The 17,725-nt window shown below is 59.3% G+C and carries 17 protein-coding genes; 13 read left to right on the plus strand and 4 right to left on the minus strand.

Going from position 1 to position 17,725, the window contains the following annotated elements; genetic code table 11:
• Window positions 1-89: 89 nt before the first annotated feature.
• The 11 genes from IE038_RS00560 (at window position 90) to IE038_RS00610 (ending at window position 11,388) form a co-directional block, all read left to right on the plus strand.
• Complete coding sequence (locus IE038_RS00560) at window positions 90-1,424, plus strand: MFS transporter (RefSeq protein WP_189394942.1); 1,335 nt, start codon at window positions 90-92, stop codon at window positions 1,422-1,424.
• 80 nt (window positions 1,425-1,504) lie between these two features.
• Window positions 1,505-2,758, plus strand: coding sequence for an OprD family porin (locus IE038_RS00565; RefSeq protein ID WP_189394943.1), 1,254 nt, complete (start codon window positions 1,505-1,507; stop codon window positions 2,756-2,758).
• Between the two features lie 104 nt (window positions 2,759-2,862).
• Entirely contained in the window at window positions 2,863-3,819 is a 957-nt protein-coding gene (locus tag IE038_RS00570; RefSeq protein WP_163933512.1) for an AraC family transcriptional regulator, read from the plus strand.
• 105 nt (window positions 3,820-3,924) lie between these two features.
• A complete protein-coding gene (gene benA, locus IE038_RS00575; protein WP_189394944.1) occupies window positions 3,925-5,283 on the plus strand; it encodes a benzoate 1,2-dioxygenase large subunit in 1,359 nt (452 codons plus the stop codon).
• Window positions 5,280-5,768 (plus strand): benzoate 1,2-dioxygenase small subunit, encoded by a 489-nt coding sequence (gene benB, locus IE038_RS00580; protein ID WP_163933515.1) that lies wholly within the window; start codon window positions 5,280-5,282, stop codon window positions 5,766-5,768. Before benA ends, benB begins: the two co-directional genes overlap by 4 nt.
• Before the next feature lie 39 nt (window positions 5,769-5,807).
• Window positions 5,808-6,818, plus strand: coding sequence for a benzoate 1,2-dioxygenase electron transfer component BenC (gene benC / locus IE038_RS00585; protein WP_189394945.1), 1,011 nt, complete (start codon window positions 5,808-5,810; stop codon window positions 6,816-6,818).
• 62 nt (window positions 6,819-6,880) lie between these two features.
• Window positions 6,881-7,642 (plus strand): 1,6-dihydroxycyclohexa-2,4-diene-1-carboxylate dehydrogenase, encoded by a 762-nt coding sequence (locus IE038_RS00590; protein WP_163933517.1) that lies wholly within the window; start codon window positions 6,881-6,883, stop codon window positions 7,640-7,642.
• Window positions 7,643-7,661: 19 nt separating this feature from the next.
• On the plus strand, window positions 7,662-8,783 hold the full coding sequence (locus IE038_RS00595) for a muconate cycloisomerase family protein (RefSeq protein ID WP_163933520.1): 1,122 nt from the start codon (window positions 7,662-7,664) through the stop codon (window positions 8,781-8,783).
• 15 nt (window positions 8,784-8,798) lie between these two features.
• A complete protein-coding gene (gene catC, locus IE038_RS00600; protein WP_065759592.1) occupies window positions 8,799-9,089 on the plus strand; it encodes a muconolactone Delta-isomerase in 291 nt (96 codons plus the stop codon).
• A gap of 39 nt (window positions 9,090-9,128) precedes the next feature.
• Window positions 9,129-10,061: a catechol 1,2-dioxygenase gene (gene catA / locus IE038_RS00605; protein WP_163933523.1), complete on the plus strand. Its 933-nt coding sequence runs from the start codon at window positions 9,129-9,131 to the stop codon at window positions 10,059-10,061.
• A 121-nt stretch (window positions 10,062-10,182) separates the two neighbouring features.
• Window positions 10,183-11,388, plus strand: a complete 1,206-nt coding sequence (locus tag IE038_RS00610) for a benzoate/H(+) symporter BenE family transporter (RefSeq protein ID WP_163933526.1) — start codon at window positions 10,183-10,185, stop codon at window positions 11,386-11,388.
• Window positions 11,389-11,390: 2 nt separating this feature from the next.
• Here the strand turns inward: IE038_RS00610 and lpdA are convergent, their stop codons facing one another.
• Window positions 11,391-12,791 (minus strand): dihydrolipoyl dehydrogenase, encoded by a 1,401-nt coding sequence (gene lpdA / locus IE038_RS00615; protein WP_189394946.1) that lies wholly within the window; start codon window positions 12,789-12,791, stop codon window positions 11,391-11,393.
• A gap of 154 nt (window positions 12,792-12,945) precedes the next feature.
• Between lpdA and cfaB the strand changes: the two genes are divergently transcribed.
• Complete coding sequence (gene cfaB / locus IE038_RS00620; protein WP_163933529.1) at window positions 12,946-14,130, plus strand: C17 cyclopropane fatty acid synthase CfaB; 1,185 nt, start codon at window positions 12,946-12,948, stop codon at window positions 14,128-14,130.
• A gap of 13 nt (window positions 14,131-14,143) precedes the next feature.
• On the opposite strand, the gene cls is transcribed toward cfaB, so the two are convergent.
• Window positions 14,144-15,583 (minus strand): cardiolipin synthase, encoded by a 1,440-nt coding sequence (gene cls, locus IE038_RS00625; RefSeq protein WP_163933532.1) that lies wholly within the window; start codon window positions 15,581-15,583, stop codon window positions 14,144-14,146.
• Window positions 15,584-15,709: 126 nt separating this feature from the next.
• Here cls and IE038_RS00630 point away from each other — a divergent pair, with 126 nt between their 5' ends.
• Window positions 15,710-16,237, plus strand: a complete 528-nt coding sequence (locus tag IE038_RS00630; RefSeq protein WP_163933533.1) for a DUF3617 domain-containing protein — start codon at window positions 15,710-15,712, stop codon at window positions 16,235-16,237.
• Here IE038_RS00630 and IE038_RS00635 read toward each other — a convergent pair.
• Both IE038_RS00635 and folE2 read right to left on the minus strand, forming a co-directional pair.
• Entirely contained in the window at window positions 16,234-16,794 is a 561-nt protein-coding gene (locus IE038_RS00635; RefSeq protein ID WP_163933536.1) for a gamma carbonic anhydrase family protein, read from the minus strand. The genes IE038_RS00630 and IE038_RS00635 overlap by 4 nt on opposite strands.
• 24 nt (window positions 16,795-16,818) lie before the next feature.
• Window positions 16,819-17,706 (minus strand): GTP cyclohydrolase FolE2, encoded by an 888-nt coding sequence (gene folE2 / locus IE038_RS00640; RefSeq protein WP_163933539.1) that lies wholly within the window; start codon window positions 17,704-17,706, stop codon window positions 16,819-16,821.
• Window positions 17,707-17,725 lie beyond the last annotated feature (19 nt).

A 17,725-nucleotide genomic window follows, 5' to 3' on the forward strand; every position in this document is an offset into this window, starting at 1 on the left:
ACCTGAGTTTGCGAACACCGCCAGGCCCTCGCGCCGAGTGGGTATTGCGCCTTCGGGTTTCGATAACAACAACAAAAGAGACGCGCACCATGCGAGCAGTCGATATCAATGCCCTGATCGATCAGGCCAAGTTCAATCCCTTTCACTGGCGTGTGCTGTTCTGGTGTGCGCTGATTATTATCTTCGACGGCTATGACCTGGTCATTTATGGCGTGGTGCTGCCGGCATTGATGCAGGAATGGGGCATGACCCCGCTGCAGGCCGGCGCCCTGGGTAGCTATGCACTGTTTGGCATGATGTTCGGTGCGCTGGTGTTTGGCCCGTTGTCGGACCGCATCGGCCGCAAGAAGGCAATCACCCTCTGTGTGATCCTGTTCAGTGGTTTTACAGTACTCAATGGTTTCGCCCATAACCCCACGGAGTTCGGTATCTGCCGGTTTATCGCTGGTTTGGGAATCGGCGGCGTCATGCCCAACGTGGTGGCGCTGATGAACGAATACGCACCGAAGAAGATTCGCAGCACCCTGGTCGCAATCATGTTCAGTGGTTATTCAGTCGGCGGCATGCTGTCTGCCGGGCTGGGCATTGTGCTGTTGCCGGCCTTCGGTTGGCAGTCGGTGTTCTATGTGGCGGTCATTCCTCTGCTGACCCTGCCGTTGATCTTGCGCTTTCTGCCGGAGTCCCTCGGTTTTCTGGTGCGCCAGGGTCGAATAGAGCAGGCACAGCAACTGTTGCAACGGGTTGAGCCGAGCTATCAGCCGCAAGCGGGCGATCAGCTTGAAGCCGCCGCAGGCAAGGCGCCGGGTGCTGCGGTACCACAACTGTTCCACGAAGGTCGGGCGCTGAACACGCTGATGCTCTGGGTGGCGTTCTTCTGCTGCCTGCTGATGGTCTACGCACTCAATTCCTGGTTACCGAAACTGATGAACAATGCCGGTTATGGCTTGGGTTCCAGCCTGGCGTTTCTGCTGGTGCTGAACTTCGGTGCGATCTTTGGCGCCGTGGGCGGTGGCTGGATTGGCGACCGCTTCAAGCTGGACAAGGTGTTGGTGGTGTTCTTCGCGGTGGCGGCCCTGTCCATCAGCCTGCTGGGCTTCAAAAGCCCGACACCGGTGCTCTACCTGCTGATCGCGATTGCCGGTGCGACCACCATCGGCACGCAGATTCTTGCCTATGCCTGTGTCGCGCAGTTCTACCCGATGGGCATCCGTTCGACGGGTCTGGGTTGGGCGTCGGGTATTGGCCGCAGTGGGGCCATCGTCGGGCCTCTGCTGGGAGGCGCCTTGCTGGGTGTTCAGTTGCCATTGCCGCTCAACTTCCTGGCGTTCGCCGTGCCCGGTGCCGTCGCTGCCTTGGCGATGATGGTATTCGCCAGCCGCTCACCGTTCGCCAGCAAGGCGTCGCCGCTGCCCGCCAAGGCCTGATCAATAATCGGCCGGCTTTGCCGGCCATCAAAGCAGCGCGTAGTACCTGTTAAAACAACAATAAAAAGAGCACGTTACTCATGAACAACCTCCGTCATTCCTGGTTGCTGTCCACCCTTGCCCTGTGTGTTGGTGCCAGTGCCGCCGAGCCCGGTTTTGTCAGCGGTTCGAGCGCTACGCTGCAGGCCCGCAACTACTACTTCAGCCGTGATTTCTCCGACATCGTCGGTGCCAACAAACAATCCAAGGCCGAGGAGTGGGGACAGGGCTTCATCTTCAACTTCAAGTCCGGCTATACCCCGGGTCTGATCGGTGTGGGGGTCGATGCCATCGGCGTAGTGGGGTTCAAGCTCGACAGTAGCCCTGATCGTACGGGTACCGGACTATTGCCGGTGCAGGGCGATGGTCGTGCCGCTGACGAGTACAGCCGGGTAGGTGGCACCCTCAAGCTGCGCTACTCGAAGACTGAGTTAAAGGTTGGCGAGTTGCAGACCAACCTGCCTATTCTGCAGTACAACGACTCGCGACTGCTGCCACCGACTTATCAGGGGGCAAGTATCACGTCTTCAGAACTCGAGGGCCTTACGGTACAAGCCGGGCACTTGAGTTCCACCAGTCTTCGCAACGAGGCGGGTGATGAGAAGATGATTGCGGTGCTCGGCCATGTTCCCCAGCGTAAAGCCGATAGTGATGCGTTCAATTTTGCCGGGGGCGACTACAGCTTCAACGGCAACCGCAGCACCGTCAGCCTTTGGTACGGGCAATTGGAGGATATCTACCAACAAGGTTTTGTCGGTTTCAAACACAGCCAGCCGATGGGCGACTGGACGCTCGGTGCCAACCTCGGCTACTTCACTGCCCGCGAGCAAGGCGCCAGCAAGCTGGGTGATATCGACAACCGGGCATTTTACTCGTTGCTCTCTGCCAAACGTTCCGGACATACCTTCAGCGTGGGTTACCAGGCAATTTATGGTGATGACGCTTTCCCCCGTGTGTTCCCGAACATTTCGCCATTGGGCAACGAAGTGCCGACCTATGAGTTTGCCTACACCGACGAACGTTCGTGGCAGGTGCGTTACGACTACGACTTCGTTGCCATGGGCATTCCTGGCCTGACAGCAACCGCACGCTATCTCAAAGGCGATAACGTCGACACCGGGTTGGGGTATGAGGGACGGGAGCACGAGCGCGATTTCGATCTTGGCTACGCGGTGCAGGGCGGGGTATTGAAGGGCTTGGGGATTCGCGTGCGCAACGCCATGGCACGCTCGAACTACCGTTCTGACATCGATGAGAACCGCTTGATCCTGAGTTACACCTGGATTCTGTTGTAGGGGCAGACAGGATGGGCGTCTGCAGGAAGCCGCCCATCCCAAGTTTGGCCATAACCCCGGAGGATCACATAGACTGGGCAGACAAAAACGACGAGTACCGTGGTATGGATAGTTCCCTGCTCAGCCATCGCAGCCGGGTGTTCGAGCGTGCCGATCCTTATGCCGTGTCGACCTACGTTAACCAGCACGTCGGCCAGCACCACATTCGACTGCCACGCAAAGGCCTCCCAGAGGCCAGCCTTGATCATCGAAAGTTTGCCAGTCTGGACCTGTGTCGGATCAGCTACGGTGGTGAGGTGAGGGTGCTTTCTCATGCCCTGGAAAGTGTTTTCCATCTGCAGATTCTCCTGCAGGGGCACTGTATGTGGCGTCGCGGTCGGGCCGAACGCCTGCTCGGTCCGGGCGAGCTGTTGTTGATCAACCCAGATGAGCCGGTGGACCTGGCGTATTCCGCCGATTGCGAGAAGTTCATTCTCAAACTTCCGGCCCGTCTGCTCGATGCGGTGTGCGATGAGCAGCGCTGGCAGCGTCCCAGTGAAGGTGTCCGGTTTATCCACAGCCATTACCAGTTGTTGGCGTTGGAGGGTTTTGCCGGGCTGTTGACGATGGTCTGTCATGAGGCAGAAGCCTTTGACTCGCTGCAGCGCGTCCAGGAGCACTACAGCCAGATCGTCGCCAGCAAACTGCTGACACTGCTGCAGACCAACGTCAGTCGTGAAAGCCTGGGAAGCCAGGCCGTCACCTTTGAGCGTATTGCCGAGTACATCGAGCGCAATCTCAAGCAGGACATCGGCAGTGAGCAACTGGCGCGGCAGGCGAGCATGAGCCTGCGTTCCCTCTATGGCTTGTTCGAGCGCCATGCCGGTACTACCCCGAAGCACTACATTCGCCAGCAGAAGCTTGAGCGCATTCATCGCAGCCTCAGCGACCCGGACTGCAGTGTGCGCAACATCACCGAACTGGCCCTGGAATACGGCTTTGTTCATCTGGGCCGGTTCTCGGAAAGTTATAAGGCGCTATTTGGCGAGCTGCCCTCCGATACCCTCAAGCGTCGTCCCTGACGTGTTTGCAGAAAACGGATAAAGGTCTGCACAAAGCGGATATTTACCTGAGCCTGCGCTCCCTACCCTGACATGGCCTGAACAATAACAACGGAGGCCCCGGCCATGTCCCTGGGATTCGAATACCTTAATTCCCTGCTTGAAGAAGATCAGGAGAAGGGCATCTACCGCTGCAAGCGCGAGATGTTCACCGACCCCCGTCTGTTCGAACTGGAAATGAAACACATCTTCGAGGGCAACTGGATCTACCTGGCCCACGAAAGCCAGATTCCCGAGAAGAACGACTTCCTGACCACCACCATGGGGCGCCAGCCGATTTTCATCGCGCGCAACAAGGATGGGGTACTCAATGCCTTCCTGAATGCCTGCAGCCACCGCGGTGCGATGCTCTGCCGGCACAAGAGTGGTAACCGCTCTTCCTATACCTGCCCGTTCCACGGTTGGACCTTCAACAACTCCGGCAAACTGCTCAAGGTCAAGGATCCGGTCGATGCCGGATACCCGCAGAGCTTCAATTGCGAAGGCTCCCACGACCTGACCAAAGTCGCGCGTTTCGAGTCCTACCGCGGTTTTCTGTTTGGTAGCCTGAACCCGGATGTACTGCCTCTGGTCGAGCACTTGGGCGAGTCGGCCAAGATCATCGACATGATCGTTGACCAATCACCGGATGGCCTGGAAGTGCTGCGTGGTTCTTCCACCTATATCTACGAAGGCAACTGGAAGCTGACCGCCGAAAACGGCGCCGACGGCTACCACGTCAGTGCCGTGCACTGGAACTACGCCGCCACCCAGAACCAGCGCAAGCAGCGCGAAGCGGGTGAAGAGGTCAAGACCATGAGTGCCGGTGGCTGGGCCAAGAATGGCGGTGGCTTCTACTCCTTTGATAAAGGCCATCTGCTGCTCTGGACCCGTTGGGCCAACCCGGAAGACCGTCCGTTGTTCGAGCGCCGTGACGAACTGGCTCGCGACTTCGGTCAGGCCCGTGCCGACTGGATGATCGAGAACTCGCGCAACCTGTGCCTGTACCCCAACGTTTACCTGATGGACCAGTTCAGCTCGCAGATCCGTATTGCCCGGCCGATTGCCGTGGACAAGACCGAGATCACCATCTACTGCATCGCACCCAAGGGCGAAAGCGCCGAGGCTCGCGCCCTGCGTATTCGCCAGTACGAAGACTTCTTCAACGTCAGCGGCATGGCAACGCCGGATGACCTGGAAGAATTCCGCTCTTGCCAGATGGGTTACCAGGGTAACCGTGGCTGGAATGACATGTCCCGTGGAGCGACGCATTGGGTTGAAGGTGCCGATGCTGCAGCCCAGGAAATTGACCTGCATCCACACCTCAGCGGTGTGCGTACCGAGGATGAGGGCCTGTTTGTACTGCAGCACAAGTACTGGCAGGAAACCATGCTCAAGGCCCTTGAGGCCGAGCAGCAGTTGATCCCTGTGGAGGCCGTGCAATGAGCATTTCCTACGAAGCCGTACGCGACTTCCTTTATCAGGAAGCCCGCTACCTGGACGACAGTCAGTGGGATCAATGGCTGGAATGTTACGCCAGCGATGCCACCTTCTGGATGCCGGCTTGGGACGACAACGACCAGCTTACCGAGGACCCGCAGCGGGAAATCTCGCTGATCTGGTACGGCAACCGTGGCGGCCTGGAAGACCGGGTGTTCCGGATCAAGACCGAACGCTCCAGTGCGACCATGCCCGATACCCGCACCTCGCACAACATCAGCAACCTCGAATTGCTTGAGCAGAGCGATGGGCTGTGCCACCTGCGCTTCAACTGGCACACCCTGAGCTTCCGCTACAAGACCGTGGACAGTTACTTCGGCGCCAGCTTCTACACCCTTGATGTGCGTGGCGATCGCCCGCTGATCAAGGCCAAGAAAGTGGTGTTGAAGAACGACTACGTACGCCAGGTCATCGACATTTACCACATCTGACCCGGTTTTCGAGCAACAGCCTGATTCACGAGGTGTGCCATGCACAAGATCGCCTTGAATTTCGAAGACGGGGTCACCCGCTTCATTGACGCCGCTGGCGGCGAAACCGTGGCCGATGCGGCCTATCGCCAGGGTATCAACATCCCGCTGGACTGCCGTGATGGCGCTTGCGGAACCTGTAAGTGCTTTGCCGAGGCCGGTCGTTACGACTTGGGCCAGGAATACATCGAAGATGCCTTGAGCGAAGAGGAAGTGGCCCAGGGTTACGTGCTGACGTGTCAGATGCGTGCCGAAAGCGACTGTGTGATCCGCGTACCGGCCTCGTCACAGGTGTGCAAGACCGAGCAGGCCAGCTACCAGGCCAGCATCAGCAATGTGCGCCAGCTTTCAGACAGCACCATTGCACTGTCGATCAAGGGTGAGTCGTTGAGCCGTCTGGCCTTTCTGCCGGGCCAGTACGTCAACCTTGGCGTGCCGGGCAGCGAGCAGACCCGGGCCTATTCCTTCAGTTCATTGCAGAAGGATGGCGAAGTCAGTTTTCTGATCCGCAACGTGCCGGGTGGGCTGATGAGCAGCTTCCTCACCGGCCTGGCCAAGGCCGGTGACAGCATGACCCTGGCCGGTCCGCTGGGCAGTTTCTACCTGCGCGAGATCCGTCGTCCGTTGCTGTTGCTGGCCGGTGGTACCGGGTTGGCACCGTTCACCGCAATGCTGGAAAAAATCGCCGAAGAGGGCAGTGCGCATCCGCTGCACCTGATCTACGGGGTCACGAACGATTTTGACCTGGTCGAGCTGGATCGCCTGGAAGACTTTGCCGCGCGCATTCCCAACTTCACCTTCAGTGCCTGTGTGGCCAACCCCGACAGCCAGCACCCGCTGAAGGGTTATGTCACCCAACACATCGAGCCACGCCACCTCAATGACGGTGACGTCGATGTGTACCTGTGCGGCCCGCCTCCCATGGTCGAGGCGGTCAGCCAGTACATCCGTGAGCAGGGCATCACCCCGGCGAACTTCTACTACGAGAAATTCGCTGCATCCGCGGCCTGATCCTTTTTTGGAGCCGTTCGCATCGTGCGGGTACGGGCGGCTCTTTTTTATTCGAGGTTGTCATGGGCAACAGATTCGACAACAAGGTCGCGCTGGTTACCGGCGCGGCGCAGGGTATCGGTCGGCGCCTTTCCGAGCGCCTTCTGGAAGAGGGGGCCTTACTGGTCGCGGTTGACCGCTCGGAGCTGGTGCATGAGCTGCAGGCCGACGGCGTGTTGACTCTCACCGCTGACCTGGAACAGCACGGTGAATGTCAGCGCGTGATGGCGGCAGCTGTGGAGCATTTTGGTCGGCTCGACGTGCTGATCAACAACGTCGGTGGGACCATCTGGGCCAAGCCGTTCGAGCATTACCAGGCCGACCAGATCGAGGCCGAAGTGCGTCGTTCGCTGTTCCCGACCCTGTGGTGCTGCCATGCAGCGCTGCCCTACATGCTCGAGCAGGGGCATGGGGCGATCGTCAACGTTTCCTCTATTGCCACGCGCAGTATCAACCGCGTGCCTTACGGCGCGGCCAAGGGCGGGGTCAATGCACTGACCGCTTGCCTGGCTTTTGAGACTGCCGGACGCGGTGTGCGGGTCAACGCTACGGCTCCGGGCGGCACTGAAGCCCCGCCTCGTCGTGTGCCACGCAACAGCGCCGAGCAAAGCGCCCAGGAGCAGGGCTGGTACCAGCAGATCGTCGACCAGACCCTCGACAGTACCCTGATGAAACGCTACGGCAGCCTCGACGAACAGGTCGGCGCGATTCTGTTCCTCGCCTCCGACGAAGCCTCTTACATCACTGGCACGGTGTTGCCAGTGGGTGGCGGTGACCTCGGTTGAGCACCCCTGGAGAATCCTGATGAATTACCCCTTGATCGAGCGTATCTCGACAACCATTGTCGACCTGCCGACTATCCGCCCGCACAAGCTGGCCATGCACACCATGCAGCAGCAGACCCTGGTGATCATTCGCCTGCGCTGCTCTGACGGCATTGAAGGCGTGGGCGAGTCCACCACCATTGGTGGTCTGGCGTATGGCAATGAAAGCCCGGAAAGCATCAAGCAAAACATCGACCGCTACTTTGCACCGATGTTGGTTGGCCTGGATGCCAGCAACATCAACAGTGCCATGCAGCGCCTGGACAAGGTGATCAAGGGCAATACCTTCGCCAAGTCGGGTATTGAAAGTGCCTTGCTCGATGCCCAGGGCAAACGCCTGGGCCTGCCGGTCAGCGAGCTGTTGGGCGGTCGTGTGCGTGACAGCCTGGAGGTCGCCTGGACCTTGGCCAGCGGTGACACTGCCCGCGATATCGCCGAAGCCGAGCAGATGCTCGATCAGCGCCGCCACCGTATTTTCAAACTGAAGATCGGCGCCAATGAAGTGGCTCACGACCTGCGCCATGTCATTGCGATCAAGCAGGCCTTGGGCGAGCGCGCCAGCGTGCGGGTCGACGTCAATCAGTATTGGGACGAGTCTCAAGCGATTCGCGCCTGCCAGGTGTTGGGTGACAACGGCATCGACCTGATCGAGCAGCCGATCTCGCGCATCAACCGCGCCGGTCAGGTACGCCTGAACCAGCGCAGCCCGGCTCCGATCATGGCAGACGAATCCATCGAGAGTGTCGAGGACGCCTTCAGCCTGGCTGCTGACGGTGCCGCCAGTGTCTTTGCCTTGAAGATCGCCAAGAACGGTGGGCCGCGTGCGGTGTTGCGCACTGCTCAAATCGCCGAAGCCGCCGGGATCGCCCTGTATGGCGGAACCATGCTCGAAGGCTCGATCGGCACCCTGGCCTCGGCCCATGCCTTTATTACGTTGAACGCGTTGACCTGGCACACCGAACTGTTCGGGCCGTTGCTGTTGACCGAAGAGATCGTCGTCGAGGCCCCGGTGTACCGCGATTTCGCCTTGCACGTTCCGCGCACCCCAGGCCTGGGCCTGACTCTGGATGAAGAGCGCCTGGCGTTCTTCAGCCGCCGCTGAGATAGGAGAGCCCACATGTTGTTCCACGTAAAAATGACCGTGAAATTGCCCCTCGACATGGACCCGGCCCAGGCTGCCCGGCTCAAGGCTGATGAAAAGGCGCTGGCCCAGCGCCTGCAGCACGAGGGTATCTGGCGACACCTGTGGCGTATCGCCGGGCATTACGCCAACTACAGCGTCTTTGACCTGCCCAGTGTCGAAGCGCTGCACGACACCCTGATGCAACTGCCGCTGTTCCCCTACATGGATATCGAGATTGACGGCCTGTGCCGGCATCCCTCGTCGATCCATTCCGATGACCGTTGATCGCTGATTACTGATAACAACAATTCGAGGTAGCCAATCATGACCGTGAAGATCGCTCACACTGCCGATGTCCAGAAATTCTTCGAGGAAGCCAGTGGCCTGCTCAACCAGGACGGCAATCCGCGCCTGAAGACGCTGATCAATCGCATCATCAACGATGTTGCCCGGGTCATCGAAGACCTGGAGGTGACCCCGGATGAGTTCTGGAAGGCGGTGGATTACCTCAATCGCCTGGGCGCCCGTCAGGAAGCCGGTTTGCTGGTGGCCGGTCTTGGCCTGGAGCACTACCTGGACTTGCAACTGGATGCTCAGGATGAACAGGCCGGTTTGTCCGGTGGAACGCCGCGGACCATTGAAGGGCCTCTGTACGTAGCCGGTGCGCCATTGGCCGAAGGTGAAGTGCGGATGGACGATGGCCTGGATGCTGGCACCGTAATGTTCCTGCAAGGGCGGGTACTGGATGAGCATGGCCAACCGGTAGCCGGTGCGGTAGTCGACCTGTGGCATGCCAACACGCAGGGTACTTACTCGTACTTCGACAGCACACAGTCGAACTACAACCTGCGTCGTCGGATCATCACCGACGCAGAAGGTCGCTACCGTGCGCGCAGCATCGTGCCGTCGGGCTATGGCTGCCCAGCGGACGGTCCAACCCAGGAGCTGCTTGACCAATTGGGCCGCCATGGCAATCGCCCAGCGCATGTGCACTTCTTTATCTCCGCACCGGGTCATCGCCACCTGACTACTCAGATCAACCTGTCCGGTGATCAGTACCTGTGGGATGATTTCGCCTACGCCACCCGTGATGGGCTGGTCGGCGAGCTGCGCTTCGTCGAGGATGCTGCAGCAGCTGATGCCCGTGGTGTCGAAGGACGCTTTGCCGAGATGGACTTTGACTTCCAGTTGCAGGCCGCGCCGCAGCCAGCCTTTGAGCTGCGCAGCAATCGTCCGCGTGCTTTGCAGGATGCCTAAGTAACGCGCTCGGTTTGTCGCCGGCAAGGGCGGACTGTGCATCAGTGGTTCATACCATTGATGCACGGGTCGCTCTTGCCGGCGATCTGCGTTGAGACAAGCACAAGCCTATGGTGGTCCGATGAAGCATCTGCTCCACGACTTTTCTGTGTCTGCCCTCGTTGCCGGCCTGATCGCCACACTGATCTCTTATGCCGGGCCACTGGTGATCGTCTTTCAGGCCGCCCACAGCGCACAGCTGTCGGCGGCCGAATTGTCTTCCTGGGTCTGGGCCATTTCCATTGGCAGTGGTCTGCTTGGGGTGGTCCTCAGCCTGCGCTACAAAGTCCCGGTCGTGATCGCCTGGTCAGCGCCCGGTTCCGCGTTGCTGGTGGCGCTGCTTCCCAACATCGGCTTCGCTGAAGCGGTGGGTGCCTACATCGTCGCCAACCTGATCATCCTGGGTGTAGGGGTGTCCGGAGCGTTTGACCGGATTGTCAGCAAGCTACCGTCAGCCATCTCGGCGGCCATGCTGGCCGGCATCCTGTTCAGTTTCGGCACAGGCCTGTTCCTGTCGGTGAAAGCGCAACCCGTGCTGGTCTTGACGATGTTTGTCACCTACCTGCTGTTCAAGCGCCTGGCCCCGCGCTACGCAGTATTGGCAGTACTGATCTGTGGTGTGAGCTTGTCTCTGGGCAATGGCGAGTTGAAAAGTTCGGCGTTGGTCATTGGCCTGGCAACGCCCGTCTTGACCCTGCCGGAATTCAGCTGGAACGCGGTGCTGAGTATCAGCTTGCCGCTGGTGATGGTCGCACTGACCGGGCAGTTCGTGCCGGGTGTTGTCGTGCTGCGTAATGACGGTTATGCCACAGCAGCCAGCCCGATCATCAGCAGCAGTGCGTTCACCAGCCTCTTGTTGGCGCCCTTTGGTTGCCATGGTCTTAACCTGGCGGCGATCACGGCGGCGATCTGCACTGGTCGTGAATCTCATGATGACCCACATAGGCGCTACTGGGCGGGTGTTTGCGGCGGTGCACTGTATTTGCTGCTGGGCGTGTTCGGCGCGACATTGGTGTCGTTGTTCAGTGCCTTTCCCGCCGCTCTGATCGCAGCCCTGGCCGGGCTGGCGCTGTTCGGTGCGATTGGCGGTGCGCTTGCCGGAGCGATGAGTGTGCCGGCTGACCGTGAGGCTGCACTGATCACCTTTCTGGTGACGGCATCCGGGATGTCTTTTCTTGGCCTGTCGGCAGCTTTCTGGGGGCTGATTTTCGGGTTGTTTGCTCATCTGTTACTGAACCTGCGGCGGGTCGCGCCGCAGGCTCGCAGGTCAGGTGTGCAGGCAGACTGAGGTCAAATCTGCATGGCCATGCCTTCGACGTTCATGGCCGCCTGGCGCAGGGCTTCGGAGCGGGTCGGGTGCGGGTGGCAGGTGAGGGCAATGTCTTCGGCCGAGGCGCTGAACTCCATGGCCACGCAGTACTCCCCGATCATCTCGCTGACGCTTGGGCCAACCAGATGCACACCAAGGACTTCGTCGGTGTTGGCGTCCGCGAGCACCTTGGCGAACCCTTCGGTCTCATGGTTGATCTTGGCCCGGCTGTTGGCGGTGAACGGGAACTTGCCAACCTTGTAGGCCCGGCCTTCGGCCTTGAGTTGCTCTTCGGTCTTGCCGACGCTGGCCAGCTCCGGGCGGGTGTAGATAACCCCGGGGATCAGCCCGTAATTGACTTCATGCGCCTTGCCGGCAATGCGTTCGATACAGGCGATCGCTTCGTCTTCGGCCTTGTGCGCCAGCATCGGCCCCGAGGTGACGTCGCCGATGACCCAGATACCGGGAACTGTCGAGCGGTGGCCCTCATTGGCGAGCATGCCACGCTTGTCGGTTTCCAGGCCGACTGTCTCCAGGCCTAGCCCTTGGGTATACGGGCGACGACCGATGGCCACCAGCACATAGTCGGCTTCCAGCGATTCGGCGGCGCCGCCAGCGGCAGGTTCCAGGGTCAGTTGTACGTTGTTCCCGACGACACTGGCTTGGGTGACCTTGGTGCCCAGCTTGAACGTCATGCCTTGCTTGGCCAGTGAGCGTTGCAGGGTTTTCGCGGCTTCTTCATCAGTGCCTGGGCAGATGCGATCCAGGTACTCGACGACCGTGACCTGACTGCCGAGGCGACGCCATACCGAACCCAGCTCCAGGCCGATGACTCCCGCTCCGATCACGACCAGGTGCTTGGGGACTTCAGCCAGGGAGAGGGCGCCGGTGGAGTCGATGATACGTTGGTGATCAAGGGTCACCCCTGGCAGCGGCGTGGGTTCGGAACCCGTGGCAATGACAATGTCCTTGGCCTGCAGCTCGCTGACGGTCCCTTGCTCGTCGGTTACCTTGACCTTGCCGACACCGTCGAGACGCCCCCAGCCCTTGATCCAGTCGACCTTGTTCTTGCGGAACAGGTACTCAATGCCCTTGGTCAGGCCGGTAACGCTGTCATCTTTTTGCTTCATCATCTGGGCAAGGTTCAAGGTCGGTTTCACCTCGATACCCAATGTGGCCAGTTCACCATTGTTGGCGGCGTCATAGAGTTCCGAAGCATGCAACAGTGCCTTTGACGGCATGCAGCCGACATTCAGGCACGTGCCGCCCAGCGTTGAACGTCCTTCCACGCAGGCGACGCTCAGGCCTAGTTGCCCGGCTCGGATGGCAGCGTTGTAGCCGCCAGGCCCACCGCCAATGATCACGACATCGTAGCTTTTCATTGCTGTACTCCAGGATGAGGTATCGACAATGGGCGCAAGATTAGTCCGTGATCAACTGATTGTATACAATCTGCGGTGTGTGCTTGTGCAGAAAGTTTCCGCAGATGAACTACCCTTTTCCTCGTGACGTCCTAAGAACACGGGAGGTTTTTTCATGCTTGCGCAACTTCCAGCGGCGCTGCAAAACCTACAGCTGCCACTTCGTCTCAAGTTTTGGAACGGTCTCCACTTCGATCTGGGGCCCAGGCCAAACGTCACCATTGTGGTGAAGGATCCACAGCTGATCAGTCAGCTTACCCGTCCTAGCCTTGATGATTTGGGGTCGGCATTTGTTGAGGGCAAGCTGGAGCTGGAGGGCAGCATCAACGAGGTCATCCAGTTGTGTGACGAACTGAGTCAGGCACTGCTTCAGGAGGATGACGGGCCGCAACCGCAGCGTGTTGCGCATGATAAGACCACTGACGCGGCTGATATTTCCTACCACTACGACCTGTCCAACGATTTCTATCAGCTCTGGCTGGACCAGGAAATGGTGTACTCCTGCGCCTACTTCAAGACGGGTAGTGAAACCCTTGAACAGGCCCAGCAGAACAAACTTGAGCATCTGTGTCGCAAGCTACGGTTACAGCGCGGTGACTACCTGCTGGATGTCGGTTGTGGTTGGGGTGGTCTGGCGCGGTTCGCCGCCCGTGAGTTCGGTGCCAGGGTCATGGGGATCACCTTGAGCAAGGAGCAACTCAAGCTTGGCCGGGAACGGGTCAAGGCGGAAGGTCTGGAGCAGCAGGTTGATCTACAAATCCTCGACTACCGAGATCTGCCGCAGGATGGCCGTTTCGACAAGGTGGTGAGTGTCGGCATGTTCGAGCATGTTGGCCATGCCAACCTGGCGTTGTACTGCGAGCGCCTGTTTGGTGCTGTGCGTGAAGGCGGCCTGGTGATGAACCACGGCATCACCGCCAAACATATTGATGGTCGGCCAGTAGGGCGGGGGGCAGGTGAGTTCATTGACCGTTATGTGTTCCCCCATGGTGAACTGCCGCACTTGTCGATGATCAGTGCTTACATCAGCGATGCCGGGCTAGAGGTGGTCGATGTGGAAAGCCTGCGTTTGCACTATGCCCGGACATTGCGCTTCTGGAGTGATCGACTGGAAGCGAAGCTTGATGACGCGGGACGGCTGGTGCCTGAACGCGCACTGAGAATCTGGCGATTGTACTTGGCCGGTTGTTCATACGCCTTCGCCAAGGGCTGGATCAACCTGCACCAGATTCTCGCGGTAAAGCCACTGGCTGACGGCAGCCACACCTTGCCCTGGACCCGGGCGGATCTTTATCGCTGACGATGCCTCGTTACTAGAGGATGGGGGATATCAGCCTGGCAATACGCATCCCCAGTAACTGCAGCCGATGGGTATCGCGGCTGTCCTCGGCGGTGATTTCTCGAGCGTGGTCGAAGTCCTGTTTGAGCATGGCTTCGACCTGATCGGCAAAGGCCCTGTCGACAGTCAGCAGCATGATTTCGAAGTTCAGGCGGAAGGAGCGGTTATCCAGGTTGGCGCTGCCGATAGCGCTGACCTCATCATCGACGAGTACGACCTTCTGATGCAGGAACCCGGGTTGGTAGCGAAAGATGCGCACGCCGGCACGCACGGCCTCAAAGGCAAACAGGCTGGAAGCGGCATAGACGATCCGATGGTCGGGGCGTGAGGGCAACAGGATACGCACGTCGACCCCACGCATAACGGCCAGCCGCAGCGCGGCGAAGATGGCCTCATCCGGAATGAAGTAAGGGCTGGTGATCCACAGCCGCTCCCGGGCCGAATGAATGGCCTCGATGAAGAACAGCGAGCAGGTTTCCTGAGGATCGGCTGGCCCGCTGGCCAGTACCTGGCAGAGCACACCGTCGTCGGGATACTCATCTGGCAGGATCAGTGGTGGCAACTGCCGTGCTGCCCAGAACCAGTCTTCAGCAAAGGACTCCTGCAGGCAGGCCAGCACAGGGCCACTGACCTGTACGTGGGTATCGCGCCACGGCGACAGCCTTGGGTTACTCCCCAGGTATTCATCGCCGACGTTGTGCCCGCCGACGAAGCCTTGCAGGCCGTCGACAACGACGATTTTTCGGTGGTTACGGAAGTTGACCTGGAAGCGATTGAACCAGCCACGACGGGTGCTGAAGGCACGTACCTCAACACCGCCTTCACGTAGTGTCTGGCAGTATGCCGAGGGCAGGGCATGGCTGCCGACACTGTCGTACAGCACATAGATCTTCACGCCTTCAGCGGCTTTCTCCAGTAGCAATGTTTGCAGCCGCCGGCCCAGCTCATCGTCATGGATGATGAAAAACTGTACCAGCACTGTGTTTCTGGCCTGGGCAATGGCGCCAAGGATGGCGCTGAAGGTGGCCTTGCCATCGATCAGCAATCTGACTTTGTTGTTCGCCAGGCAAGGCATGCGACCGAGTTTCGGCAATGCGCGCAAGGCGGCGTAGGAGCTGGAGTTACGCGCAGCTAACGCTTCTTCTACCCATGGGCGCCAGTTAAGGTCAGTGATGGCCAGGTGCATCTCGCGGTTGGCCTGACGTCGTGCTTTGATGTACGCGTCGAAGGTTCGGCTGCCAAACACCAGGTAAGGAATCAGTGTCAGGTAGGGTATGAACAACAGCGACAGGGCCCAGGCGATTGCACCCTGCGCAGTGCGGACACTGGCCACGGCATGGAGGGCGGCCACTACGCCCAGCAGGTGGACCAGGCCGATGAGGTAACCGAAGAAGTAGGGGCTGTGGTAATCCATACACATCCTGCTGTCCGCTGGCATGCCTCTACCAGACCATGTTCTGGGCAGTACTTGCAACCGAAAGCGTAAAACAGCGTCTAAACCATGTTCCGGCCTGACGCCGGCGTTTCGAGGAGTGACTAGATGAAGATTCGTCTGCCGATGTTGGCGCTGGTCTTCGGGTTGGCGAGCCCGTTGGTGAATGCACAGATGTTGCAGCCAGGCCTGTGGGAGTTGACCACCAGCAACATGCAGGTTGATGGCAAGCCGTTGCCGGATATGCAGTTCATGCTCGGCCAATTGAAGAACCTGCCGCCCGAGCAGCGTGCCATGATGGAGCAGGTGTTGGCCAAGCAAGGGGTCACTGTCGCGGGCAATGGCGTGCGTTCTTGTCTCACACAGGAGCAGGTCAATAGCGACAACATCCCCTTGCAGGACCCCAAGTCCGGTTGCCGCCAGGAGATCACCGAGCGCAACGGCAATGTCTGGAAGTTCCGTTTTAGCTGCCCCAAAGCCCAAGGGGCCGGGCAGGCTCAATTCCTCAGTGACCGCGAGTTCCTGACCAAGGTCAACGGCACCTTCAATGCCTCCGGAACCCAGCAGCAGGGCAGTATGGAAACCCGTGCGGTCTGGCTCGGCAGCGATTGCGGTACCGTCAAACCACGTACCTAGAATTCGTTCTGCAGCGCCTTGTAGCCCCGTACCAGGTCAACGTTGGTACGGGCTACGTCTTCGGAAAACTCCGAGGCGCTGACACTCACCGGGGGAAACTGCGAGAGGTCAGTGTTGGCGCCAATTCGTGTAGTCGATGGCACATAGAATTGCGCCGGAAGGTTGCAGCCATCGACCACCGAGTTGTGCCGTACGACGCTGCCGTCGCCCACGGTGCAGTTGAACAGTACGCTGTTGAAGCCGATGAACACTCGATCGCCCACACGGCAGGGGCCATGGACGATAGAGCGGTGGGCGATAGACGTGAACTCACCGATGGTGACGGCAGCCCCCGATTTAGAATGGATGACGACACCGTCCTGAATGTTTGAGTTGGCACCAATGGTGATCGGTTTCATGGCGCCATTGCTGTCCACTTCATCGGCCCGAATGACCGCATAAGGCCCAACGAAAACGTTCTCGGCGATGATCACCTTGCCGCAAATGATTGCAGTTTTATCGACATAGGCGGACTCGGCGATCACGGGTAGATCACCGCTGGGGTTTTTGCGAATCATGTCTGTCTCTCCCTTCCCAAGGTATTACCACTGCCACTGGCTGCGGGCGACTGCATCATGGGCATGCAGGCTTTCGGCATGTTCTACCTGCAGGCTGAACCCATCGATCCAGGCATGGCGTCTGAGTGCCACGTGCAATCGACGCACCGCGTCTTCGCAGAACATCAGGTTCTGTCCATTGGCCAGTGCGAAAGCCTGCTCATCGGCGCGCTTCACTGCGGTCTGCACAGCCGTACCCAATGCCCCTTCGGCGTGATCAATCAGTGCGACGATGGGAAACGCACTGACGTCTTGCTTCAAGCGTACTTGCAACGTTGCCAGGCTGCGTTGGCTGTGTGGTGTGGCAACGATGCCAGAGGCACTACCCAGCCAGGAGAGCAGCGCTTCATGGCTGAGCGGTTGGTTAGCGAAATCACTTAGAAACTGCTGCTGAATCAGTTGCCTTGCGAGTGCTGCCGAGCACGGGCACGTTGAGGAATAGCTCACGTGCAGATTTAGTTCCACGTGGAACACTCCCTGTTCAAGTCGAGCAGTGAGCTCCACTGGATAGGCTTTCCAGCCTGCCAGTGGGCTGACCAATGCGGGCTGCTTCAACATGACTTCAAAGTGCAGGCGCAGGTAGGCACTGTCAGAGAGGCCGCTGTGGCTCTCAAGAAACTGCTCAAGCACCTGATGGATCAACGCAGGGCAGAGTTCTTCTTGCTCCAGTGCTTCCAATGCCAGGTACAAGCGCGACATGTGTATTCCGCGCGATTCGCCATCATCCAGGCTGACGCCCGCATCGGCGCTGGCGCGTAGTCGTTGAGCGTTGAACGACACAGGTAAGGCAATGCCGCACATGCCTACCCAGTTCAGCGGTAGTGGCTGGTGAAGCGCCTGAGTGGCGATGTCAGGGAGGGTCAAGGCTGTCATGGAATGTTCATCATGGCGG

The sequence above is a fragment of the Pseudomonas laurentiana genome (assembly GCF_014648275.1).
Classification (GTDB): domain Bacteria; phylum Pseudomonadota; class Gammaproteobacteria; order Pseudomonadales; family Pseudomonadaceae; genus Aquipseudomonas; species Aquipseudomonas laurentiana.